We start from the raw sequence: 21440 nt of genomic DNA, 5'->3' as shown, positions 1-21440 counted from the left end.
ACGGTCAAGATGTCGCTAGAGTCCGTGCCGCCTAAGTATGCGCAACTTGTGCACACTCTTCAGAGGCGCATCGAGGCGGGAGACTACCCACCGGGCACGATGCTCCCCAGCGAGAACCAGCTCATCCAAGAGTTCAGCGTCTCCCGTCCCACCGTGGTCGCCGCCCTTCGCGTGCTACGTGAGCAGGGCTGGATCGAGTCTCAGCAGGGCAAGGGCCGCTTCGTGCGCGGCCGTCCGGCGATGGCTTCTGTTGAGCAGAAGCGTCCGGGACAGGCGTACCTGACCAAGCCGGAGACCGACTCCGCGGGCGAGGTCGTCGAGGTCGGGGCGGTCACTGTGCCGAATCGGGTCGGCGTGCTGCTGGACGTGCGGCCCAAGAGCAAGGCGTTCGTTCGGCGGAGATTGATCACGCGCGAGGGCGAGCCGACTGAGCTGGTCTCGCTCTGGCTACCCTTGGAACTGTCCGAGGGGACGGATCTGACCAGCGGCGAGCCGTTGGGGCAGGGCTTCCGCGAGCATCTCCAGGCGCGCAAGGGCGTGCGTTTCGATCACATCATGGAGCAGATCACCGCTCGCATGCCCTCTGCTGACGAGATCAAGCAACTTGCCATGCCGAAGAACCAGCCACTTCTGGCCGTCTTCGGCGCGGTACGGGACGCCGCTGGCCGGCCTTTGGCCGTCGTGGAGGTTCTGCTGCCTGCTGACCGGCACGAACTGGAAGACGCCTACCCGATTGGGTGATCGCGCTGCCATCTATGTGCAGCGAATGTCCCAGTCGCTGGAGCTGATGTCGCTGAACTCCACGGTGACGGTTCTGCTGTCTCCGGTGTCTTCGCTCACGTGCAGGGACACCTGCGCCTCATCGTCGGCTACTCCGGCGATCGCGGCCTTGTCGTAGTAGGCGTAGAGCTCCTTCAGTGGCAAGCCCGTTCGAAGCTCCAATCGGACCCGGTACTCACAGTAATCGCCGTTTCCTCCGGAGATCTTGTCAAAGGTGGCGACACTGTCGCTCTTCTTGTGCGTCTCGGGCGGTAGCGGATAGGCCAGCACTCGGCCACGGAAGTCGTCGAACCGGGCATCATCGCGCCACATCGGCATCTTGTACAGCAGGAACAGCCCGACCAGTGGGGCCATCAGGACTACAGCTAAGCAGCCCCACACGATTCGCACGAGATCCTCCCTAGATGTCGGGCCATTGGCCTGCGCGACTGTCTATCGCATGAGTGATAGCGCCGTCACCTTCGCCTAGTAACTTGACCTAGCAAGCTACGGAGAGTTATCGTTGAGTTACTTGATAGGTCGAGTGCCTGTCATCCAAGTGAGGAGTAGTTATGGCTCTGCAAGGCCCCATCCCCGTCACCTTCGCCATGGTCTTCCCGCACGGCTGCTACATCGTCGGTGAGGTCGAGCCCGTCAAGGACTTCGACGCCTCCGCCAACGGCCGATTCGTGCAGGCCCGCGACAAGCAGACCGCAGAGCTGGTCTGGCAGGTCGCGGTCATGGACGGTGACCCGACCCTCAAGCCCGCCCAGAAGACGGTGGCGGTCAAGATCCTCGCTCCGGTCCAGCCGGTGCCGCCGTCCCCGATGCCGGGGCTGCCGTTCACGCCCGTCGAGTTCGACGCCGTCTCGGTCACGCCGTACGTCAACGGCAACGGTCGCCTCGCCTACTCCATCAAGGTCCGCGACATGCACGCTCCCCGACAGACCGCACAGCCCATCCAGGCCAAGGCCGGAAAGGACGCCGCCTGATGACCCGTCGCCGTACCCCGCGCAACAGCGTGATCCGGCTGACCACCGGAAACGCCGCCCGCACGCTCAACCACCCGTTCACCCGTCGTGAGCCCGTCCTGGCGCTCGACTTCGGCGCCACCTCCGTCCTGGTCACCACGAGCGGACCTGTGACGGCGGAGGACCTGGAGTTCGCGCGTCAGCTCGCCCGCGAGGCTCACCGCTTCGCCCGCTCCGTGGAGCGCAGCTTCTACGGCCTGCCCGACGGTCAGGGGGTGGCGGCGTGAGCGAGCACCGGCCCTACACCTACGTCACCTTGTCCATGCGACCCGACTCCGACCCGCACGTCGGTGTCTCTTTCCATACGCCGCGCCTCCAGATCCGCGCCGGGCTGCTGGTCAGCAATCCGCGGCCGTACCTGGAGTTCGCCTCTCACGAGGCCAACGTCCACATCTCTACCACCGGGTCCGGGCCAGTCACCGACGCCGACCTGAGCATCGCCCGCGAGATCTTCAACGCCGCCGCTCGCTACCTGGCCGACTGCGAGCTGCTGCACGCCGAAGAGCCGGCCGAGGACGCCACCGACACGGCGGCCTGACACACGAAGCGGGGCCGCTGGAAGCGGCAACTTCCGGCGGCCCCTCGGTTCTCCCCTGACTGCACATCACGAGAGGTTTCCAGCTTATGTTCAAGCGGCTGCCTGGCGACGAGGCGCGCAACCTCGTCTCCACCACGCCCGATACGGCCGTCGTCTTCCGACCGGCCGTGCTCAAGACACCCGCCCTCGTCACCCTGCTCATCTACGGCTGGCGCTTCCTCGCCGCCCTCATCCGTACCACCTGGCGGCACCCCGTAGCCGTCGCCGTACCCATCGCTCTCGCTGCCATCGGCTACCACTTCGGGTGGCCTCTGGCCGCGTCCCTCCTGGGGACCATCGTCTTGGCCCTGGCCTCCTGGTCCTACATCGATCGCGGCTCCTTCGCCCGTCTCGTCGGCTGGCGGCTGCTGGCCTGGTGGCGGCTGATGTGGGTCTACCGCCGACACTGGCACGGCGTCATGGACGTCTCCGGCCTGGCCAAGCGCGTCAACGGACGCGTCTACATGCCCCGTCTGATGCGCGTCACCTGCGACGGCTGGGCCGACCGCATCACCGTCCGGATGCTCGACGGGCAGGCGGTCAAGGACTGGTCCGACCGCATCGACAACCTCGCCCAGGGCTTCGGCACCACCTCCTGCCGGGTCGCGCTCGTCAAGGGTGGCCGATTGCTGCTCACCTTCCCGCGCCGCGACCCACTCGCCTCACCCATGCCAGCCCTTCCCATCCCGGACGAGCCGACCGTGGGACCAGTCGAGATCGGTAAGCAGGAGGACGGCCGACCGCTACGGCTCAAGGTGCACGGCACACACATCCTGATCGCGGGCGCGACCGGCGCTGGCAAGGGCTCGTTCCTGTGGGACACCGTCCGCGGGCTACTCCCCGCCATGCGGGCGGGCCTGGCCCAGGTATGGGCGCTGGATCCGAAGCTCATGGAGCTTTCGTTCGGACGGGAGTTGTTCCAGGGCCGGTACGCCGCCGATCCGACCGATTGCGCCGACCTGCTCGACGAGGCGGTCAGCGTCATGCAAAAGCGCGCGACCCGCTTCGCCGGTCTCCAGCGCTCCCACGTTCCGACGATCGAGGACCCGTTCGTCCTGGTGCTCGTCGACGAAGTCGCGTTCCTGACCGCCTACCAGCCCGATAGGCAGCTTCGGCAGCGCATCTCCGCCGCCCTGGCCACGCTCGCCACCCAAGGCCGCTCAGTCGGCGTCGGCGTCATGGCCGCACTCCAGGACCCACGCAAAGAGGTCATGAACATCCGCAACCTCTTCCCCGACAAGATCGCCCTCCGACTCGACGAATCCGAACAGGTGGACATGGTCCTCGGCGACGGCGCACGCGATCGTGGAGCACTTGCTGATCACATCTCACCGGTCCCGGAGCTGGGCGCAGGCGTCGCCTACATGCGCCTGGAGACCTCACCCGAACCGATCCGCGTCCGCGCCGCGTACGTCTCCGACGCCGACATCCGCGCCATGGTCGCCTACTACGGGCAGGCCGCATGACGCTCGCTCACTTCCTTGACGGCCTTCGCTGCGCCACCTGCCTCACCCTGAACGTTCTCCGGCTCGACCCGGTCCGTGCCCTGGTCGAGTGCGCCGAGTGCGGCCAGGCCGCGCTCATCGTCACCGACTCCGACGAAGGGAGGACCGCATGACCCATGCGCACGACCGCGCACTCCCCCGGGCCGTCCGGCAGGCCATGCCGATGGCCCGCGACGTGCTCGAAGAGGTCGCCAAGCTCCACGGCGTCTGCATCCGGCCCATCCCGCTCAAGCGGCTCGACATCGTCACCGGCAAGTCCGAGATCATCGATGTCCCCTGCGGCGCCACCCTCGACAGCAAGTGCCCGCCCTGCGCCAAGCGCAACAAGCAACTGCGCAAGGCCCAGTGCCGTGAGGGATGGCACCTCGACGCCGAACCCGCCATCGCACCCGACGAGCCGAACGAGGAACAGCGCTGGCTGGTGGAGTTCCGCGCCGACTACCAGGCACAGCGTGACGCCGCCGCAAAAGCCGGCGACGACACCACCGAACTCGACGCGATCATCACTGGCCTGGATGAGGAGATCAACGCCGCAGGCATGCGCGGCAACGTCCTCGGCCGTACCACCGCCAAACGCTCCCGCTCGACCAAGCGGCGGCAGGACGCGCCCGACCTGCCCAAGCGCAAGATGACCAACACCACCCTTGGACGCACCTTCCAAGGCACCGACGGCAAGACCTACCGGCCGTCCCTGTTCGTCACGCTCACCTTGCCCTCGTACGGCAAGGTTCGCGACGGCGCACCCATCGACCCCGACGGCTACGACTACCGGCGCGCCGCTCGGGACGCGCTGCACTTCTCCAAGCTCGTCGATCGCTTCGTGCAGAACCTGCGCCGCGTCGCGGGCTATGACGTGCAGTACTTCGCGTCCGTAGAGCCTCAAAAGCGGCTCGCACCGCACCTGCACATGGCCATCCGCGGCACCCTGCCCCGCGCCGAGATCAAGCAGATAGCCGCCGCGACCTACCACCAGGTCTGGTGGCCACAGGCCGACGAAGTCGTCTACGACGGCGATCACCTGCCCGTCTGGCAGGACGGCACCGGCTACCTGAACCCGGCCACCGGCGAAGTCCTGCCCACCTGGGACGAAGCTCTCGACGCTCTCGACGAGGACGCCGACCCGCTCCACGTCATCCGCTTCGGCGAACAGGTCGATGTGCAAGGCGTGCTCGCTGGTACCCCGGACGCCGACCAGTGCATCCGCTACCTGTCCAAGTACCTGACCAAGTCCATCGGCGACTCCCTCGACGGCGGCCAGGCCCAGCAACAGCACGCCGCCCGCATGCTCGACGCCCTCCGCTTCGAGCCCTGCTCACCCACCTGCCCGAACTGGCTGCGCTACGGCATCCAGCCCAAGAGCGCCAAGCCCGGCATGATCCCCGGCCGCTGTCGCAGCAAGGCCCACAAGCCCGAACACCTCGGCTACGCCGGGCGCCGCGTCCTCGTCTCCCGCAAGTGGAGCAACAAGACCCTCGCCGAGCACAAGCAGGACCGACGTACCTGGGTCCTGGAAGCCCTCGGCCAGGCCGACGAGCCCACCGACCCACACCGCTACGTCTGGAGACCAGTCCCGGCCGGAGACGCCAACGTGCCACCGCTCGCGGTCCGGCTCCTCCGCTCCGTCCACGAACGCCAGCGCTGGCGGGCCCACCTGCGGGAACTTGAAGCCAGAGCAGCCGGACAAGAACTTTCGGCAACTGACCTTGGGAGGGCCGCCTGATGGCGAACAGACCAGGCAAGCGGCGCTTCGGCAGTATCCGCCAACTTCCGTCCGGCAGATTCCAAATCCGCTACCCCGGCCCCGACGGCGAGATCCGCACGGGTGAGAACACCTATGCCCGCGAGCGTGACGCAGAAAAGGCGCTTTCGCTGATCGAGGCCAAGCTGATCACAGGCGATTGGACCGATCCGCAGCGTGCCAAGGTCAAGCTCGGCGACTACGCGGACAAGTGGATCACCGAACGGACGAACCTCCGGCCGCGTACCGTCGAGATCTACAAGGGACTACTCAAGCGCTATATCCGGCCTCACCTGGGCGGCGTACCAGTCGGCAAGCTGGACACGGCGACGATTCGTGAGTGGCGAGTCCTTTTGCTCGGCAATGGAGTCGGCCAGTCCGAGATAGCCAAGGCGTACCGTTTCCTGCGGGCCGTCCTCATGACGGCGGCAGACGATCAGATCATCCCGCGCAACCCGTGCCGCATCCGCGGTGCCGGTGAGGAGAAGCCGGAAGAGCGGCCCGTCCTCACTGTGGCGAAGGTGTTCGAGCTGGCCGATCTAATGCCGGCACGGCTCCGCGCGCTGGTTCTCCTCGCCACCTTCGCCAGCCTGCGCTGGGGTGAAGTGGCAGCCCTGCGGCGCATAGACCTCGACCTCGTGGCCAGGACCGTCAGCGTTCGGCAACAGCATGTCGAGCTCGACACGGGCGAACTCCTCGTCGGTCCGCCCAAGTCCCGCGCGGGAATCCGTACGGTCGCCCTCCCGGAAGCGATCATCCCGGCACTCCGCGATCACCTCGACCAGTTCACCGACCCAGAGTCCGATGCGCTGATTTTCACCGGCTCACGAGGCGGCGTCCTCCGCCGGAGCAACTTCCGACGTGCGGCCAGGTGGGACCAGAACACCAAGCAGATCGGCTTCCCTGGCCTGCACTTCCATGATCTACGGCACACCGGAAACACCATCGCCGCCAGCTCCGGCGCGAGCCTCAAAGATCTCATGCAGCGCATGGGACACGACTCGGTCCGGGCCGCGCTGATCTACCAGCACAGCACGGCGGAGGCCGACCGGAAGATCGCCGACGCGATGAATTCCAAGATCGCCCGGGACGCCGACGGACCCTCCGGCGCAGGCTAATGGCACGTTAATGGCACGAAGCCCCGTTTCCATGATCGGATACGGGGCTTTTCCGCAGGTGGGCGGTACTGGGTTCGAACCAGTGACCCCTCGCTTGTAAGGCGAGTGCTCTACCGCTGAGCTAACCGCCCCTGATCGGCACTACACCTTACGACACCAACGGCTCCGATCGCACATCCACCACCCACCCGGCCCCCAGCTCTTCTCGGCCGGCCGCGCGCCAGCCCAGCAAGGCCGCTCCCAGCATGCCGGCGTCGACGCCCAAAGCGGCAGGCAGGAGGGGTGGGGCGTCTCGGAAGGCAAGGCGTTTGACGAGGCGGGTGCGGACGGGGTCGAAGAGGGCCGGGCCCGCCTCGGCCAGGCCGCCGCCCAGGACGATCATGGAGGGGTCCAGGAGCAGCGTGTACGTGGCCAGGGCCAGCGAGAGGGCCTCTACCGCCTCGTCCCACACCTCTACGGCCAAGGGGTCGTCCGAGGAGACGACCTGTTCGGCGCGGATGTCCTCCAGGCCGGAGCGGAGGCTGTAGCGCCGGCCGACCGAGGCCGCCGACGCGTACGTCTCCAGGCAGCCGAACTGGCCGCACGCGCACTGCTCGCCGTCCGGGAAGACCGGGATGTGGCCGATCTCGCCGCCCCAGCCGGAGGAGCCGCCGTACGGCTCGCCGTGGACGATCATGGCGCCGGCAATGCCCGTGCCGATGGGCAGGAAGAGGAAGTCGGATACGCCGCGCCCCGCGCCGAGGACGCTTTCCGCCAGGCCCCCGGTACGTACGTCGTGACCGAGCATGACCGGCACGTCGAGTGCGGTGAAGTCGGAGGCCTGGACGTCACGCCAGCCGAGGTTCGCCGCGTAGACGGCCACGTCCTCGGACACCAGCCCGGGCACGGCCAGGCCGACACCTGCCGGGATGCCGTCACCGGAGGCGGCCAGGTGGCTGATGAACTCGCGGATGGCGGCCACGACGGCCTCCGGGCCCTCCGAGCGGGGAGTCGGGCAACGCTCGCTCAGCAGAACCGCGCCGGACTCGCTGACCAGGCCGCCCTTCATGGACGTGCCACCGACGTCGAGCGCCACCACGAACGAACTCATTGCAGACACGCAGGAGACGATAGCGCAGCTCAGCGAATGTCTGGATTAAGGCGGACCCACCCAGCACTGCGCCCTCGCCGTCCCCAGGGCTGCGCCCCCAACCGCCCCCAGGTCAGGCCCGGCCGAGCACCCGGTTCAGCGCCGCCTCGACCTCGGCCGACAGGCCCGGCGGGGCGCCCGAGCCCGCCGCCACAGCATCCGACCCCACAAAGGCGTCCGCCCGCGCCTGCCGCACGGTCCCGCAGCCCCTGCACTCCACCTCGCCCAGCCGGCAGATCAGCGCCGTGGACCCGCATGTGCCGCACGCGTCGAGATCGAGGTCGTGCAGCAGTTGACAGTCCGGGCAGATGAGCACCTGCGTCTCGCGGCGTACCCCCCGCTTCCACGGGCTGGCGCCACGGACGGGGTCCGTCTGCCGGGCCCCGCAGCGGTAGCAGGGCATCGTTTCCTCCGTTAAGAAATGTCGGCGAGTGCCTTGACGTAATCGGCGACGTCACGTGCCTGGCTGGTCGGATTGACCACCGACCACCGGATCACGCCCCCGCCGTCGATGATGAAGGTCCCCCGCAGAGAAACCCCCTTCTCGTCGTCGAACACACCGTACGCCCGCGCGACCTGTCCATGTGGCCAGAAATCGGAGAGCAACGGGAACGCGTAACCCTCCACGTCTGCCCAGGCGCGATGGGTGAACATGGAGTCGACCGAGACGGTGAGGAGCTCCGCGTCAGCCAGGGAATCCTGGGCATCGCGCAGCGCCGACAGCTCCCGATGGCACACGCCGCTGAAGGCAAGCGGATAGAAGACCAGCACGACCTTCCTCCCCCGGAAGCCCGACAGCTTCACCGGAGTGCCGTGCTGGTCCCGCAGTTCGAAGTCTGGAGCAAGCGCGCCGACCTCGGCAGGACGTTCGTTCACACACGCCATCCTGCCGCATGGCAGGCGCTCAGACTCCCTAGCGTCGGCCCTTCGGTGAGGCCAGTCTGGTCCCTGACCAGTCAGGCGCGGCGGAGATGCTGCTGGTCTGCGAGAGACCCGCCGTAGTGGCATCCTCCCCGATGTCGCTCGGCTCCACGTGGCCGTCGCGCCCGGCCTTGGGAGTCAGCAGCCAGATCTGGCCGGCGTCGGCGAGTGATCGCATGGCGTTGGTGAGGACGTCGAAGAGATCGCCGTCGCCGTCGCGCCACCACAGCAGCACCACGTCGACTACGTCGTCGGTCTCCTCGTCCAGCAACTCGTTACCGGTCAGGTCCTCGATGGAGTCGCGAAGCTCGTCGTCGACGTCCTCGTCCCAACCGATCTCCTGCACCACCTGACCCGGCTTGAGGCCGAGCCGTTCGGCCAGGCCGCGCTCACTTTGCGCCTGACCCGCGGTCGCGCTCACGTTTATCCCTCCTGCTTGAGTGGCCCCGCATATGCGGTTTATCGCTTCGGGACAGTCCACACGCTGTGACCCTTAGTCGTCAACGGTCGCCACGGGTACGGCCGTAGACGGGCCGCATCAATCCGACAAAAACGACAGGCGTACCTGGCGTTGCGGGTTGTCGACATTAAGGTCGACGATTGCGATGGACTGCCAGGTGCCCAGTGCCAGACGCCCGCCAAGTACGGGGATGGTCGCGTACGGCGGGATGAGCGCGGGCATGACATGCGATCTGCCATGACCGTGCGACCCGTGGGCGTGACGCCACCTGTCGTCGGCCGGGAGCAGATCGCGCAAGGCGGCGACGAGATCGTCATCACTGCCCGACCCCAGCTCGATCAGTGCCACCCCGGCCGTGGCGTGCGGTACGAAGACGTGCAGCAGCCCGTCCTCCCCCAGCGTCCGCACGAAGTCCGCGCAGTCCGAGGTGATGTCGTGCACCGTCTCCCGTGAACCCGTGGCCACGGAGATGATCTGAGATCTCACACACGAATTCTACTTAGGTACGACGACCGCATCAGGGCCGGGAAACACCAGCCCGGTGTGCCCGTCGTCGAACCGCACGATGTACGGGGGCCCACCGTCGGTGCCGTGGATCTCGATGATGATGCCACCGTGATCCCGCTCGCCGACCGTGTTGCCGTGCACCAGCAGCCGGTCGCCTATCGTCGCGTTCATATCTCCAGACTCGTACGGAGAGCTCCGTTCGGAAAGAGGGACACACTCCCCCCTCCGCAGGGAGAGGGAGAATCCTGACCGAAACGTTACGCTGCCCGGATGTGACACTTCGTGCCACCCGGGCGGCCGACTCTGTCACACTGACACCGCATCCGCGCTGGTCAAGGCCATGATCGGCAGCCTCTGCCCACCGCCGACAAGAGTGGTCAGAGGCTTGCGGCTAGACTCGCGCGGCGCATCGCGCCCTTGGCGGCCCCTTTGGGAGACCTCTACGCCACGCCCGGCGAAATTTCGTAGCTTTTCCGGTCTTGTTAAATTGACGGGCCAAGGTAACCTTGGCCGGGATTCGTCCTACCATCGGTGGTCTAGGCCACCGATCGTGACCCTGCCAGCAGGGACACACTGGTTACCGACCAGTAGAGATGCACTTTCTACGGTAAGCGACCAGGATGGAAGGCGACCCAGACCAGACATCAGTCATCCTCGGAAGGCGAGACCCAGTGGCTTCCGGACGCCAGCGATTCTCGATCATCAGCGACGGCCTACCCAGCCAACTGCCTGATGTCGACCCCAGTGAGACCAACGAGTGGCTCGAGTCCCTCGACAACGTCGTCAAGACGGAGGGCCGCAGCAGAGCTCGCTACTTGATGCTCCGCATGCTGGAGCGCGCCCGCGAGCACCAGGTCGGCGTGCCGGGCCTGCGCAGCACCGACTACATCAACACGATCCCGCCGGAGCGCGAGCCCTGGTTCCCCGGCGACGAGCACGTCGAGCGGCGCATCCGCGCCTACATCCGCTGGAACGCCGCGATCATGGTGTCCCGCGCCAACGCGCGCACCAACGTGGGCGGCCACATAGCCACCTACGCCTCGGCCGCCTCGCTCTATGAAGTGGGCTTCAACCACTTCTTCCGCGGCAAGGACCACGGCGAGTCGGGCGACCAGGTCTTCTTCCAGGGCCACGCCGCGCCGGGCATCTACGCCCGCGCCTACCTGGAGGGCCGCCTCAACGAGGCGCAGCTGGACGCGTTCCGGCAGGAGCTCTCGCACGGCTTCCACGGCCTGCCCTCCTACCCGCACCCGCGGCTCATGCCCGACTTCTGGGAGTTCCCCACCGTCTCCATGGGCTTGGGACCGATCGGGGCGATCTACCAGGCGCGGTTCAACCGCTACCTGCTCAACCGCCAGATCAAGGACACCAGCCGCAGTCACGTATGGGCCTTCCTGGGCGACGGCGAGATGGACGAGCCCGAGTCGCTCGGCGCGATCGGCCTGGCGGCGCGTGAGGAGCTCGACAACCTCACGTTCGTCATCAACTGCAACCTGCAGCGGCTCGACGGCCCGGTACGCGGCAACGGCAAGATCATCCAGGAGCTGGAGTCCTACTTCCGCGGCGCCGGCTGGAACGTCATCAAGGTCGTCTGGGGCCGCGACTGGGACCCGCTGCTGGCGGCCGACGTCGACGGCGTGCTGGTCAACCAGATGAACACCACGCCCGACGGCCAGTTCCAGACCTACTCCGTCGAGTCCGGCGGCTACATCCGCGACAACTTCTTCGGCGGCGACCCGCGCCTGCGCAAGATGGTCGAGCACATGTCCGACGACGACATCCGCAAGCTGTCGCGCGGCGGCCACGACTACCGCAAGGTCTACGCGGCGTTCAAGGCGGCCCGTGAGCACGTCGGCCAGCCGACGGTCATCCTGGCCCAGACCATCAAGGGCTGGACGCTCGGCAAGGACTTCGAGGCGCGCAACGCCACGCACCAGATGAAGAAGCTCACCAAGGCCGAGCTCAAGGAGTTCCGCGACCGGCTCTACCTGCCGATCCCCGACTCCGCGCTCGAGGGCGAGCTGCCCCCGTACTTCCACCCGGGCGAGAACGACCCCGAGATCGAGTACATGAAGGAGCGCCGCGCGGCCATGGGCGGCGTGCTGCCCAAGCGCGTCATGCGCGCCAAGCCCATCAAGCTGCCCGGTGACAGCATCTACGAGCAGTTCGGCAAGGGCTCGGGCAAGCAGCAGGTGGCCACCACGATGGCCTTCGTCCGCGTGCTGAAGGACCTGATGCGCGACAAGGAGATCGGCCACCGGTTCGTGCCGATCATCCCCGACGAGGCTCGCACTTTCGGCCTCGACGCGATGTTCCCGACGGCGAAGATCTACTCCCCGCATGGCCAGACGTACGAGGCCGTCGACAGGGAGCTGCTGCTGTCGTACAAGGAGGCCGTCCAGGGCCAGATCCTGCACGAGGGCATCAGCGAGTCGGGTTCGATGGCCTCGGCGATCGCGGCGGGCACGGCCTACGCCACGCACGGCGAGCACATGATCCCGATCTACATCTTCTACTCGATGTTCGGCTGGCAGCGCACCGGCGACCAGATGTGGCAGATGGCCGACCAGATGGGCCGCGGCTTCCTGCTCGGCGCCACGGCCGGCCGCACCACGCTCAACGGCGAGGGTCTGCAGCACGAGGACGGCCACACGCCGCTGATCGCCTCGACGAACCCGGGCGCCCTCTCCTACGACCCCTCGTGGGCGTTCGAGGTCGCGCACATCGTCAAGGACGGCCTGCGCCGGATGTACGGCGAGCAGCCCGAGAACGTCTTCTACTACCTGACCGTCTACAACGAGCCCTACACGCAGCCTCCGCAGCCCGCGGACCTCGACGTGCAGGGCCTGCTCAAGGGCCTCTACCGGTTCGCCGCGGGGCCGCAGACGCAGGGACCGAAGGCCAACATCCTGTCGTCGGGCGTAGCGGGGCCGTGGGCCGTCGAGGCCCAGCGGCTGCTGGCCGAGGACTGGGGCGTGTCGGCTGACCTGTGGTCGGCGACCTCCTGGACCGAGCTGCGCCGCGACGCGCTGGCCTGCGAGGAGCACAACCTGCTCAACCCCGAGGCCGAGCCGCGCGTGCCGTACGTCACCCAGGCCCTCTCCCAGGCCACGGGCCCGTTCGTGGGCGTCAGCGACTACATGAAGGCCGTGCAGGACCAGATCGCGCAGTGGGTGCCGGGTGACTGGTCCTCGCTGGGCACCGACGGGTTCGGCCTGTCCGACACCCGCTCGGCGCTGCGCCGTCACTTCCACGTCGACGCCGCCTCGATCACGCTGGCCGTGCTGACCAGCCTGGTCAAGCGTGGCGAGCTCGACGGCGAGGTGCTGCGCGAGGCGATCGCCCGCTATCACCTCAAGAACGGCGTCACCGAGGCCGGTGGCGCGGAGAGCAACGACACCCAGTCGATGGGCGTCTGAGCGCACAACCTGATGGCGCTCCCGCGGAAGGTCTTCCGCGGGGGCGCCATCGACTTTCAGGAGTGGTACGTGCCGCCTCGCTCCCTTGATACGCACTCGCGTATTGTGGGGAAAACTTCCCCCTGAGATATCAAGGGGGAGATGGACATGCGACGCGTCCTTGCCGTTGTCACACTGGCCGCATCGGCCGCAGCCTGCATGAGTGCGCCGACGAAACCGGCCGTGGATGGGGGCACCGGCGCCGCCCAGCAGATCGCCTGGGGACCGTGCACGGACCTCAAGCGGCCCGACGGGCAGCGGCCGGCCAGGCAGGACACCTCGGTGCGGTGCGCCAAGCTGGCGGTGCCCCTCGACTACGCCGAGCCCAGTGGCGACAAGATCGAGATAGCGCTCATCAAGATCCCCGCCACCGACCAGAGCAAGCGCTTGGGCTCACTGGTGTTCAACTTCGGCGGTCCGGGAGGCTCCGGCGTCGACACTCTTGACCAGGCCGCCAAGTCGCTCACCAGCCTGCGCTCCCGCTACGACCTGGTCAGCTTCGACCCGCGCGGCGTGGAGCGGAGCTCGGGGGTGCACTGCGGCGACAGCGCCGAGCTGGACAAGTACATGGCCCTCGACACGCTGCCCGACAACGAGCAGACCCGCGCGGAGGGCGACGCGGCCAACAAGCAGCTGGCCCAGCACTGCGAGAAGGACTCCGGCAAGATCCTGCCGTACGTCGGCACGGTCAACGCCGCCCGCGACATGGACCGGCTGCGCGCCGCGCTGGGCGACGAAAAGCTCAACTTCGTCGGCATGTCGTACGGCACGCAGCTCGGCGCCGTCTATGCCACCAAGTTCCCCCAGAACGTGGGCCGGATGGTGCTCGACGCCCCGCTCGACCCCACGGTCACCTTCGAGCAGCGCACCGTGGCCCAGACCCGCGGCTTCCAGCACGCGTACCAGAGTTTCCTGAAGTCCTGCGTCAAGGACCGCTGCGAGGTCGGCAAGGACGTGCCGACCGCCGCCGCGAACGTCGACCGGCTGATGAACCAGCTCGCCGCCAAGCCGCTCAAGGTCGGCCAGCGCGACCTCACCCAGGGGCTGGCCTCCACCGGCGTCGCCGCCGCGCTCTACTCCGAGTTCGCCTGGCCGTTCCTCGGCAACGCGCTCAGCGCGGCGCTCAAGGGCCAGGGGCAGGCGCTGATGTACCTGGCCGACTCCTACACCGGCAGGGCGCAGGACGGCACGTACTCCACGCAGATGACCAGCTTCCCGGCCATCACCTGCGCCGACACCTCCGAACGGCCCGACCTGGCCACGCTGCGGCACACCGAGGACGCGGCCGTGAAGATCTCGCCGCTGTTCGGCAGCGAGGGCCCCGGCGGGCTGTGCGCCGTCTGGCCGGTCAAGGGCAACGACGAGGCCAAGCACGTCGACGCGACCGGCTCGGCGCCGATCGTGGTGGTGGGCGGCACGGGCGACCCCGCCACACCGTACGAGTGGGCGCCCAAGCTGACCGCGCAGCTCAAGACGGCCACGCTGGTCACGTACGAGGGCGAGGGGCACGGCGCGTACCTGTCGGGCAACAAGTGCGTCAAGCGGTTCGTCGACTCCTACCTGCTGGCCGGGAAGATGCCCGAGCGGGGTGCCACCTGCAAGTCGGTCTGATCTAGTCTCGGTCACGTGACGGACTATCCCCGGCTCGTGGAGAGCGAGAGCGCGCGGCTGGCCGAGCTGGCCACCGGCGCCGATCCCGGCATCTCGGTGCCGTACTGTCCCGGCTGGACCCTGGCGGACCTGATCACGCACGTCGGCACGCTGCACCGGTGGGTGGTGCACATCGTGGAGACGGGCCGGCAGGAGCCGATCTGGTCCCGCCAGGTGCCCAACGGCCTGGCCGAGGGGCAGCGTGGCGATGCGGCCTGGCTGGGCTCGGGCGCTCGGGAGCTGGTCGCCACACTGCGCGCGACCGACCCGGACACGCCCGTCTGGACCTGGGGCGGCGACCAGCGCGTGAGCTGGTGGGCCCGCCGGATGCTGTTCGAGCTGGTCGTCCACCGCTGCGACGCCGAGCTCGCGGTGGGCGTGGCGCCCGTCGTGGAGGCACCGGTCGCGATCGACGGGATCGAGGAGTTCCTGGAGGCCCTGCCGCACGCGTTCTGGGTGGCCAAGCGCCTGGCGGCGCTCGACGCGGAGGGGGCCACGATCCACCTCCACGCGAGCGACGCCGACGGCGAATGGACCCTCACCCAGGGCCCGGCGGGCCGGATCAGCTGGGCGCGCGGCCACGCCAAGGGCGACGCCGCCGTTCAGGGCCCGGTGAGCGACCTGCTGCTGATGTTGTACGGCAGGCGCTCCCCGGACGCGCTGACCGTCCACGGCGACCGCGCCTTCCTGGACCGCTGGCTCGCGACCGCCGCGCTGTGATCAGCCCGCCGCATCAAGCCGCGGTCGCGGTGATCAACGGTGAGGCCCTGGACGCGCCGCCACTCGGCGGTCGGCGGCGTGTCCAGGGCGGGTGACCGCTCGCCAGAGCGGCTCGCGCGCGTGCCCCGATCGGCGGGGAAGGTGCCTTCCCGGGTGCACGCCCGGCCAGGTCACCTACGGTGGAAGACTCCGAAGAGGTTGCCCGAACCGTCCTGGAGATAGGCGAAGTCGGTGCCCGCGCCGTCGTCGATGACCTTCGTGACGACCTTGCCGCCGAGCGACTCGGTCTCGCGGCACTTCTGCTCCACGTCGGCCACCTCCACATGGAAGATCGCGTGGGCGGGGAACTCGCCCTTGGTGTTGTAGAAGCCACCTCCGGGCTGCTCACGACCCGGATAGCCGATCGTCCGGTAGTCGATCGGGCCGGCGGGGGAAGCCCCGAACGTCCAGCCGAACAGCCCGCCATAGAACCGCTGGGCACCTTCGGGGTCATCGGTCGCGACCTCGAACCAGGTAACCGTGTTGTCCATCGTTGTCTCCCTAATTTCTCGAACAAGACAACGATCTAACGGGTGGGCGACAACCTTATGTCGGTGTTTTCGAATGATTAATCGAGCATCGTGCCGTGTACGAACATGTCCGGGATGTCAGTGGAGAACCTCTCCAGCGGCCGGTCGGGGCAGCGCTCGGCGATCACCGAGGCCGAGGCGATCCGATCGAGGCGGAAGACCCGTACGTCATCGCGCAGGCGGCACCACGCCACGAGATACCAGAAACCACCGCGGCCGCCCAGGAACACACCGGGCTCGACGTCGCGCGAGGTCAGCGCCCCCTTCGCGTCGGCGTAGTCGATCCTGAGCACGCGCCGGCGCTGCAGAGCCTCCTCGATCGCCCGGGAGATGCCCTCGCCGCCCAGCGGCTGGATCTCGGCGCCCGGCTCGGCTGCCGGGGTGACCATCCGCACCCGGCGCGCCAGCTCCCTGGCCAGCTCGCCCTCCCGTCCCGGCATGGCCGCGACCACCTTGCGCAGCGCGCTGCGCGCCTGCCTGCCGAACGGCTGGTCACCCGCCCGGCTCAGCGCCACGGCGATGGCGACCGCCTCGGCGGGGGTGAAGTTGAGCGGGGGTAACGACATCTTCTTGTCGATCGCGTAACCGCCCTTGCGCCCCGGTTGGGCGTAGATCGGCACGCCTGACTCCTGCAGCGCGATGATGTCGCGCTCGATCGTGCGGGCACTGACCTCGAACCGCTTGGCCAGCTCGCGGGCCGAACGGCAGCGTGGCGAGATCGCGCGCAGGTCCTCGACGAGCGCGTAGAGCCGGTCGGTACGGTTCACACTCGTGACGTTACGCCGCGCCACCGACAATCGCGGGTCGCAAACCCCTTACCAGGCAGGCGATCCCGGTTCAAGCGTGACACGCCAGCACATGACAGGCCGGCAGAGGTCCAAGCGTGACGCGCCGGCCTGAGTTCAAGCGTGACGCGCCAGCAGATCGGCGAGCGGCCAGGTGTTGACGATCCGCGCCGCCTCGATGCCGCACCGGGCCGCGCGCTCGCAGCCATGGCGCTGCCAGTCGAGCTGGCCGGGCGCGTGCGCGTCGGAGTCGATCGCGAAGTCACAGCCCATCTCGTAGGCCAGCCGCAGCAGCCGTTTCGGCGGATCGAGCCGGTCGGGCCGCGAGTTGATCTCGACCGCGACCCCGAACCGGCGGCACGCCTCGAAGACCAGTTCGGCGTCGAAGTCCGACTCCGGCCGCACCCGGCCCCGCCGGCCGCCCGCCTGCACGACCCGCCCCGTGCAGTGGCCGAGCACGTCGACGTGCGGGTTCGAGATCGCCGTCACCATCCTGCGCGTCATCTCGTGGCCGCTCATCCGCAGCTTGGAGTGCACGCTGGCCACCACCACGTCGAGCCGTTCCAGCAGCTCGGGGTCCTGGTCCAGGGTGCCGTCCAGGTTGATGTCGACCTCGACACCGGTCAGGATCCTGAACGGCGCCAACCGCTCGTTGAGCCGTTCGACCTGGTCGAGCTGCCTCTTGAGCCGGTCGGCCGACAGTCCGTTGGCCACGGTCAGGCGGGGCGAGTGGTCGGTCAGCGCCCAGTACGCGTGGCCGAGCGCCTCGGCCGCCTCGGCCATCTCCTCGATCGGCGAGCCGCCGTCGGACCAGTCCGAGTGGCTGTGCAGGTCGCCCTTGAGCGCCGCCCTGAGCGCCGCGGCCTCGTCGTCGAGGTCGGCGCCCTCGGTGGCGCGCATCCTGCGCAGGTACGTGGGCACGTCGCCGTCCAGCGCCTCGGTGATCGCCAGGGCGGTGACCTTGCCGATGCCCGGCAGCTCGGTCAGGCCGCCGACCCGCGCCAGCCGTACCAGCTCGTCGGGGGGCAGGTCGGTGACGACGGCGGCGGCGTTGCGGAAGGCCCGCACGCGGTAGGTGGGCTCGCCGGCCCGTTCGAGCAGGTAGGCGATCTCGCGCAGCGCCTCGACGGGTGTCATGTGTTGATACGTACCCAAGCCGATGGCAAGCGGCCGGTGGTAGGCATTGAAGCGTTACGACGTGCGGCTATAGGCTGATCGGCCAACGAAAGCAGGAGCTTGATGGGTTACTCGCCGCCCGCGCCGCCTCCGATGCCGGAGGCCCCCAAGCGGTCGAAGGCGTCGAAGGTGGTCACGCTGTCCGTCCTCGGCATCGTGTCCGTTCTCTTGGTGGGCTACTGCTCGGCCCAGAACGACGACGACGTGACGGCCGACTGCGTCGACATGAACAACCAGCTGAGCGACGGCTCGTACGAGGTCGTCGACGAGTCCCTCTGCGACGATGACGACGACGGCACCTCCCACTTCTACGGCGGCTCACGCGGCGCCTACCACTGGTACTACGGCGGCACCAGGATCGGCACGCGCGTCCGCGCCGGCACCAGCTACCGCCCCTCCGACGTGAACATCTCCAGCCGCAAGGGCCGCGACATCCAACGCGGCGGCTTCGGCAGCCACTGGAGCGGCGGAGGCTGACGGTGCGGCGCGAACATGGCACTCCCCGGGACGGCTGGGAGAAGACGATCGAGAGCCATGGGCTGGCCTACCACCGGGCCGCCCATCCGGAAGGGCTCACCCGGCCCTACTGGGACGAGTCCATCCACTACGTCTTCTCCATGGAGGAGGTGGAGGGGCTGGAGGAGCAGGTCGAGGAGCTCCACGAGATGTGCCTGCACGCCGTCGAGCACGTGGTCTCGACCGGCCGCTACGCCGACTTCGCCATCCCCGACTGGGCGCACGAAGACGTGGCGCGCTCCTGGGAGCGGCGTGACCAGCACCTGTACGCCCGCTTCGACCTGCGCTACGACGGCACAGGGCCGGCCAAACTGCTGGAGTACAACGCCGACACGCCCACCTCGCTGGTGGAGTCGTCGGTGGCGCAGTGGTTCTGGCTCAAGGACGTCCACCCGGCGGACGACCAGTGGAACTCCATCCACGAGCGCCTCGTGGACCGCTGGCGGGAGCTGACCCTGCCCGCCGGGCCCGTCCACTTCGCCTGGACGAACATGGACGAGACCGGCGAGGAGGCGATGACCCTGGCCTACCTTCAGGAGACCGCCGAGCAGGCCGGGCTGGGCACGGTCGCCGTCGCCATGGAGGACATCGGCTGGGACGCGCTCAACCGCCGCTTCGTCGACGTCGAGGAGCGGATGATCCGCTCGGCGTTCAAGCTCTACCCGTGGGAGTGGATGCTGGCCGACCCGTTCGGGCGGCACGCCGTCCGGCACGCGACCTGGATCGAGCCGCTGTGGAAGACGCTGCTGTCGAACAAGGCGCTGCTGGCCGTCCTCTGGGAGCTCTATCCGGGCCACCCCAACCTGCTGCCCGCCTACCTCGACGGCCCCCGTGACCTGGACTCCTACATCGCCAAACCGCTCCTGGGCAGGGAGGGCGCGTCGATGCGCATCGTCACGCCGGACGGCACCCAGGAGACGCCCGGCTCCTACGGCCAGGAGGGCTACGTCTACCAAGGGTTCGACGCCCTGCCCGACTTCGAAGGCGAGCGGCCGGTGCTCGGCGCCTGGGTGATCGCCGACGAGGCCGCCGGAATGGGTATCAGGGAGACTACTGGCCTGATCACCGACGACACCTCTTCCTTCGTTCCTCACCGAATCGAGCACCCATGACCCTGCTGGAAACCCTCGCCCGCGGCGCGGGCGCCATCGCCGCCTACGCCGCCGTGGGCGTCGTGCTGCTCATCGTCGGCTTCTACGTGATCGACCTCGCCACGCCGGGCAAGCTGAGCTCGGTCATCCGCACCGAGCGCAACCCCAACGCCACCCTGCTGGCCACCTCGGCGCTGGCCGCGGTGGGCCTGATCGTCGCGGCCTCCATCTGGTCCTCGGGCGGCCGGCTCACCGAGGGCCTGGCGGGCACGGTGGTCTTCGGGCTGGTCGGCATCGTGGTGCAGACCGTCGCCATGCTCGTCTTCGACAAGCTGGTCGGCATCTCAGTACGCGACCTGGTCAAGGAGCCCGAGCTGCAGCCGGGCGCCCGGCTGCTCGCCGTCACCCACGTCGCCATCGGGCTCATCACCGCCGTCGCGGTCATCTGACCCGGCCCCGCTGTCACCCTGGCCGTGCTCGCGTCGCGGCCATCTGACTCCACCTGGCACTCTAGGAGGCGTGACAGATCGGACCCGGGAGGACACCACCCGCAGGCTGGAGCGGGCCATGGGCTCGCTCGGCACTGCGGCCATGGCGCGCATGGACGATCAGCTGCCGTGGTTCCGCGCCCTCAGCGCCGAGGACCGCTCCTGGGTGGGACTCGTGGCGCAGGCCGGCATCGCCGCGTTCGTGGAGTGGTTCCAGCACGCGGGCGAGAACCGGCCCACGCCCAGCATCGAGTTCTTCGGCACTGCGCCACGTGAGCTGAAGCGGTCGATCTCCCTGCAGCAGACCGTCGACATCGTCAGGGTCGTCGTGGAGGTGGTCGAGGCGCAGACCGACGAGCTGGCCGCGCCGGGCGGCGAGGACCAGCTGGAGCAGGCCATGCTCCGCTACACCCGCGACGTGGCCTTCGCCGCCGCCCACGTCTACGCCCGTGAGGCGGAGGCCAGGGGCTCGTGGGACGCCCGGCTGGAGGCGCTGATCGTCGACGCCCTGGTGCGCGGCGAGGTGGACGACGGGCTGCACTCCTGGGCCGCCGCGCTGGGCTGGACCTCCTCCCCCGTCGTCGTGATCGCCGGCCGCGCCCCTGAGGGCGACCCGCGCGCGGTGATCGACGGGCTGCGCGAGAAGGGCCGCCGGATCGGCATGGACCTGCTCGCCGGCGTGCAGGCCGACCGGCTGATCGTGATCGTGGGCGGCGCCGACAGCGTGGACGCTGCCGCCAAGCAGGTCGTGGCCCGCTTCGGGGAGGGGTCGATCGTCATCGGCCCGGAGGTGCCCGACCTGCACGCCGCCGCCAGATCGGCCAAGGCGGCGCTGGCCGGGCTGAAGGCGTCGTCAGGCTGGCCCGACGCGCCCCGCCCAGTGCACGCCGACGACCTGCTCGCCGAGCGGGCGCTCGACGGTGACGACGACGCCAGGGAGCAGCTCATCGAGAGCGTCTACCTCCCGCTGGCCGGCACCCCGCTGCTCGATACGCTGGCCACGTACCTGGAGCAGGGCACCTCGCTGGAGGCCACCGCCCGGCTGCTGTTCGTCCACCCCAACACCGTGCGCTACCGGCTCAAGAAGATCACCGAGCTGACCGGCTACCAGCCGACCGAAGGCAGGTCGGCCTTCACCTTGCAGGTGGGGCTGATTCTCGGCAGGCTTTCGGAGAGCGCTGCCACCTGGCGCGCCCTAACGTAATAGCCCCGAAACCCCCACTGTAGGGTTCCTACAAAACC

25 protein-coding genes and 1 tRNA gene are annotated in these 21440 nt (G+C 68.5%); 15 read left to right on the top strand and 11 right to left on the bottom strand.

Annotated features, from left to right (window positions below; all coding sequences use genetic code 11):
• Positions 1-48 precede the first annotated feature (48 nt).
• Entirely contained in the window at positions 49-741 is a 693-nt protein-coding gene (locus AB0L53_RS19685) for a GntR family transcriptional regulator (RefSeq protein WP_363995436.1), read from the top strand.
• A gap of 12 nt (positions 742-753) precedes the next feature.
• On the opposite strand, the gene AB0L53_RS19680 is transcribed toward AB0L53_RS19685, so the two are convergent.
• The gene (locus tag AB0L53_RS19680; protein ID WP_363995433.1) at positions 754-1170 is read right to left on the bottom strand and encodes a hypothetical protein; all 417 of its coding nucleotides are present in this window, start codon (positions 1168-1170) and stop codon (positions 754-756) included.
• A 161-nt stretch (positions 1171-1331) separates the two neighbouring features.
• Here AB0L53_RS19680 and AB0L53_RS19675 point away from each other — a divergent pair, with 161 nt between their 5' ends.
• The 7 genes from AB0L53_RS19675 to AB0L53_RS19645 all read left to right on the top strand — a co-directional run bounded on the left by AB0L53_RS19675 (position 1332) and on the right by AB0L53_RS19645 (position 6728).
• Positions 1332-1751 carry a plasmid replication, integration and excision activator gene (locus AB0L53_RS19675; protein WP_363995430.1) on the top strand — a complete coding sequence of 140 codons (420 nt, stop codon included), beginning with the start codon at positions 1332-1334 and terminating at the stop codon, positions 1749-1751.
• Positions 1751-2017: a hypothetical protein gene (locus tag AB0L53_RS19670; protein ID WP_363995427.1), complete on the top strand. Its 267-nt coding sequence runs from the start codon at positions 1751-1753 to the stop codon at positions 2015-2017. Before AB0L53_RS19675 ends, AB0L53_RS19670 begins: the two co-directional genes overlap by 1 nt.
• Positions 2014-2328 carry a hypothetical protein gene (locus AB0L53_RS19665; RefSeq protein ID WP_363995424.1) on the top strand — a complete coding sequence of 105 codons (315 nt, stop codon included), beginning with the start codon at positions 2014-2016 and terminating at the stop codon, positions 2326-2328. The genes AB0L53_RS19670 and AB0L53_RS19665 overlap by 4 nt, the downstream gene beginning before the upstream one ends.
• Positions 2329-2414: 86 nt before the next feature.
• Positions 2415-3833 carry an FtsK/SpoIIIE domain-containing protein gene (locus AB0L53_RS19660; RefSeq protein ID WP_363995421.1) on the top strand — a complete coding sequence of 473 codons (1419 nt, stop codon included), beginning with the start codon at positions 2415-2417 and terminating at the stop codon, positions 3831-3833.
• The gene (locus AB0L53_RS19655; protein ID WP_363995418.1) at positions 3830-3985 is read left to right on the top strand and encodes a hypothetical protein; all 156 of its coding nucleotides are present in this window, start codon (positions 3830-3832) and stop codon (positions 3983-3985) included. The genes AB0L53_RS19660 and AB0L53_RS19655 overlap by 4 nt, the downstream gene beginning before the upstream one ends.
• Positions 3982-5592 (top strand): replication initiator, encoded by a 1611-nt coding sequence (locus tag AB0L53_RS19650; protein WP_363995415.1) that lies wholly within the window; start codon positions 3982-3984, stop codon positions 5590-5592. Before AB0L53_RS19655 ends, AB0L53_RS19650 begins: the two co-directional genes overlap by 4 nt.
• Positions 5592-6728 (top strand): site-specific integrase, encoded by a 1137-nt coding sequence (locus AB0L53_RS19645; protein ID WP_363995412.1) that lies wholly within the window; start codon positions 5592-5594, stop codon positions 6726-6728. The genes AB0L53_RS19650 and AB0L53_RS19645 overlap by 1 nt, the downstream gene beginning before the upstream one ends.
• 59 nt (positions 6729-6787) lie before the next feature.
• Here AB0L53_RS19645 and AB0L53_RS19640 read toward each other — a convergent pair.
• The 7 genes from AB0L53_RS19640 to AB0L53_RS19610 all read right to left on the bottom strand — a co-directional run bounded on the left by AB0L53_RS19640 (position 6788) and on the right by AB0L53_RS19610 (position 9916).
• Positions 6788-6859 (bottom strand) — tRNA-Val (locus AB0L53_RS19640).
• A gap of 17 nt (positions 6860-6876) precedes the next feature.
• Complete coding sequence (locus AB0L53_RS19635; RefSeq protein WP_363995485.1) at positions 6877-7818, bottom strand: ROK family protein; 942 nt, start codon at positions 7816-7818, stop codon at positions 6877-6879.
• Positions 7819-7930: 112 nt separating this feature from the next.
• Positions 7931-8260, bottom strand: coding sequence for a hypothetical protein (locus AB0L53_RS19630; RefSeq protein WP_363995409.1), 330 nt, complete (start codon positions 8258-8260; stop codon positions 7931-7933).
• An 11-nt stretch (positions 8261-8271) separates the two neighbouring features.
• A complete protein-coding gene (locus tag AB0L53_RS19625; protein WP_363995406.1) occupies positions 8272-8733 on the bottom strand; it encodes a peroxiredoxin in 462 nt (153 codons plus the stop codon).
• Between the two features lie 37 nt (positions 8734-8770).
• Positions 8771-9199: a DUF3052 domain-containing protein gene (locus tag AB0L53_RS19620; RefSeq protein WP_357940384.1), complete on the bottom strand. Its 429-nt coding sequence runs from the start codon at positions 9197-9199 to the stop codon at positions 8771-8773.
• A 117-nt stretch (positions 9200-9316) separates the two neighbouring features.
• A complete protein-coding gene (locus AB0L53_RS19615) occupies positions 9317-9724 on the bottom strand; it encodes a secondary thiamine-phosphate synthase enzyme YjbQ (RefSeq protein ID WP_357940382.1) in 408 nt (135 codons plus the stop codon).
• Positions 9725-9733: 9 nt separating this feature from the next.
• The gene (locus AB0L53_RS19610; RefSeq protein WP_363995402.1) at positions 9734-9916 is read right to left on the bottom strand and encodes a DUF1918 domain-containing protein; all 183 of its coding nucleotides are present in this window, start codon (positions 9914-9916) and stop codon (positions 9734-9736) included.
• A 500-nt stretch (positions 9917-10416) separates the two neighbouring features.
• Here AB0L53_RS19610 and aceE point away from each other — a divergent pair, with 500 nt between their 5' ends.
• The 3 genes from aceE (at position 10417) to AB0L53_RS19595 (ending at position 15573) form a co-directional block, all read left to right on the top strand.
• The gene (gene aceE, locus AB0L53_RS19605) at positions 10417-13164 is read left to right on the top strand and encodes a pyruvate dehydrogenase (acetyl-transferring), homodimeric type (protein WP_363995399.1); all 2748 of its coding nucleotides are present in this window, start codon (positions 10417-10419) and stop codon (positions 13162-13164) included.
• Positions 13165-13311: 147 nt separating this feature from the next.
• Complete coding sequence (locus AB0L53_RS19600; protein ID WP_363995396.1) at positions 13312-14814, top strand: alpha/beta hydrolase; 1503 nt, start codon at positions 13312-13314, stop codon at positions 14812-14814.
• A gap of 15 nt (positions 14815-14829) precedes the next feature.
• Complete coding sequence (locus AB0L53_RS19595; protein ID WP_363995393.1) at positions 14830-15573, top strand: maleylpyruvate isomerase family mycothiol-dependent enzyme; 744 nt, start codon at positions 14830-14832, stop codon at positions 15571-15573.
• A gap of 170 nt (positions 15574-15743) precedes the next feature.
• On the opposite strand, the gene AB0L53_RS19590 is transcribed toward AB0L53_RS19595, so the two are convergent.
• From AB0L53_RS19590 to AB0L53_RS19580, 3 genes are all read right to left on the bottom strand, one after another.
• Entirely contained in the window at positions 15744-16103 is a 360-nt protein-coding gene (locus AB0L53_RS19590) for a VOC family protein (RefSeq protein ID WP_363995390.1), read from the bottom strand.
• A 77-nt stretch (positions 16104-16180) separates the two neighbouring features.
• Positions 16181-16909, bottom strand: a complete 729-nt coding sequence (locus tag AB0L53_RS19585; RefSeq protein ID WP_363995387.1) for a YafY family protein — start codon at positions 16907-16909, stop codon at positions 16181-16183.
• Between the two features lie 135 nt (positions 16910-17044).
• Positions 17045-18064: a PHP domain-containing protein gene (locus AB0L53_RS19580; RefSeq protein WP_363995384.1), complete on the bottom strand. Its 1020-nt coding sequence runs from the start codon at positions 18062-18064 to the stop codon at positions 17045-17047.
• A gap of 102 nt (positions 18065-18166) precedes the next feature.
• Between AB0L53_RS19580 and AB0L53_RS19575 the strand changes: the two genes are divergently transcribed.
• From AB0L53_RS19575 to AB0L53_RS19560, 4 genes are all read left to right on the top strand, one after another.
• Positions 18167-18580, top strand: coding sequence for a hypothetical protein (locus AB0L53_RS19575; protein WP_357940365.1), 414 nt, complete (start codon positions 18167-18169; stop codon positions 18578-18580).
• Positions 18581-18582: 2 nt separating this feature from the next.
• The gene (locus AB0L53_RS19570) at positions 18583-19731 is read left to right on the top strand and encodes a glutathionylspermidine synthase family protein (RefSeq protein WP_363995381.1); all 1149 of its coding nucleotides are present in this window, start codon (positions 18583-18585) and stop codon (positions 19729-19731) included.
• On the top strand, positions 19728-20159 hold the full coding sequence (locus AB0L53_RS19565) for a DUF350 domain-containing protein (protein ID WP_225289003.1): 432 nt from the start codon (positions 19728-19730) through the stop codon (positions 20157-20159). The genes AB0L53_RS19570 and AB0L53_RS19565 overlap by 4 nt, the downstream gene beginning before the upstream one ends.
• A 118-nt stretch (positions 20160-20277) precedes the next feature.
• On the top strand, positions 20278-21402 hold the full coding sequence (locus tag AB0L53_RS19560) for a helix-turn-helix domain-containing protein (RefSeq protein ID WP_358545310.1): 1125 nt from the start codon (positions 20278-20280) through the stop codon (positions 21400-21402).
• Positions 21403-21440: the final 38 nt, after the last annotated feature.

Source organism: Nonomuraea sp. NPDC052129 (assembly GCF_040680095.1).
In the GTDB taxonomy this organism is placed as follows: Bacteria; Actinomycetota; Actinomycetes; order Streptosporangiales; family Streptosporangiaceae; genus Nonomuraea.
This window is presented reverse-complemented; position numbering and strand designations above follow the sequence as displayed.

What these genes read in the sequence shown, in the direction of transcription:
- AB0L53_RS19675 (WP_363995430.1), top strand. Translation starts at nt 1,332, where the DNA reads ATGGCTCTGCAAGGCCCCATCCCCGTCACCTTCGCCATGGTCTTCCCG.
- AB0L53_RS19670 (WP_363995427.1), top strand. Translation starts at nt 1,751, where the DNA reads ATGACCCGTCGCCGTACCCCGCGCAACAGCGTGATCCGGCTGACCACC.
- AB0L53_RS19660 (WP_363995421.1), top strand. Translation starts at nt 2,415, where the DNA reads ATGTTCAAGCGGCTGCCTGGCGACGAGGCGCGCAACCTCGTCTCCACC.
- AB0L53_RS19655 (WP_363995418.1), top strand. Translation starts at nt 3,830, where the DNA reads ATGACGCTCGCTCACTTCCTTGACGGCCTTCGCTGCGCCACCTGCCTC.
- AB0L53_RS19650 (WP_363995415.1), top strand. Translation starts at nt 3,982, where the DNA reads ATGACCCATGCGCACGACCGCGCACTCCCCCGGGCCGTCCGGCAGGCC.
- AB0L53_RS19645 (WP_363995412.1), top strand. Translation starts at nt 5,592, where the DNA reads ATGGCGAACAGACCAGGCAAGCGGCGCTTCGGCAGTATCCGCCAACTT.
- AB0L53_RS19635 (WP_363995485.1), bottom strand. Translation starts at nt 7,818, where the DNA reads ATGAGTTCGTTCGTGGTGGCGCTCGACGTCGGTGGCACGTCCATGAAG.
- AB0L53_RS19630 (WP_363995409.1), bottom strand. Translation starts at nt 8,260, where the DNA reads ATGCCCTGCTACCGCTGCGGGGCCCGGCAGACGGACCCCGTCCGTGGC.
- AB0L53_RS19610 (WP_363995402.1), bottom strand. Translation starts at nt 9,916, where the DNA reads ATGAACGCGACGATAGGCGACCGGCTGCTGGTGCACGGCAACACGGTC.
- AB0L53_RS19600 (WP_363995396.1), top strand. Translation starts at nt 13,312, where the DNA reads ATGCGACGCGTCCTTGCCGTTGTCACACTGGCCGCATCGGCCGCAGCC.
- AB0L53_RS19590 (WP_363995390.1), bottom strand. Translation starts at nt 16,103, where the DNA reads ATGGACAACACGGTTACCTGGTTCGAGGTCGCGACCGATGACCCCGAA.
- AB0L53_RS19580 (WP_363995384.1), bottom strand. Translation starts at nt 18,064, where the DNA reads ATGACACCCGTCGAGGCGCTGCGCGAGATCGCCTACCTGCTCGAACGG.
- AB0L53_RS19575 (WP_357940365.1), top strand. Translation starts at nt 18,167, where the DNA reads ATGGGTTACTCGCCGCCCGCGCCGCCTCCGATGCCGGAGGCCCCCAAG.
- AB0L53_RS19565 (WP_225289003.1), top strand. Translation starts at nt 19,728, where the DNA reads ATGACCCTGCTGGAAACCCTCGCCCGCGGCGCGGGCGCCATCGCCGCC.
- AB0L53_RS19560 (WP_358545310.1), top strand. Translation starts at nt 20,278, where the DNA reads ATGGGCTCGCTCGGCACTGCGGCCATGGCGCGCATGGACGATCAGCTG.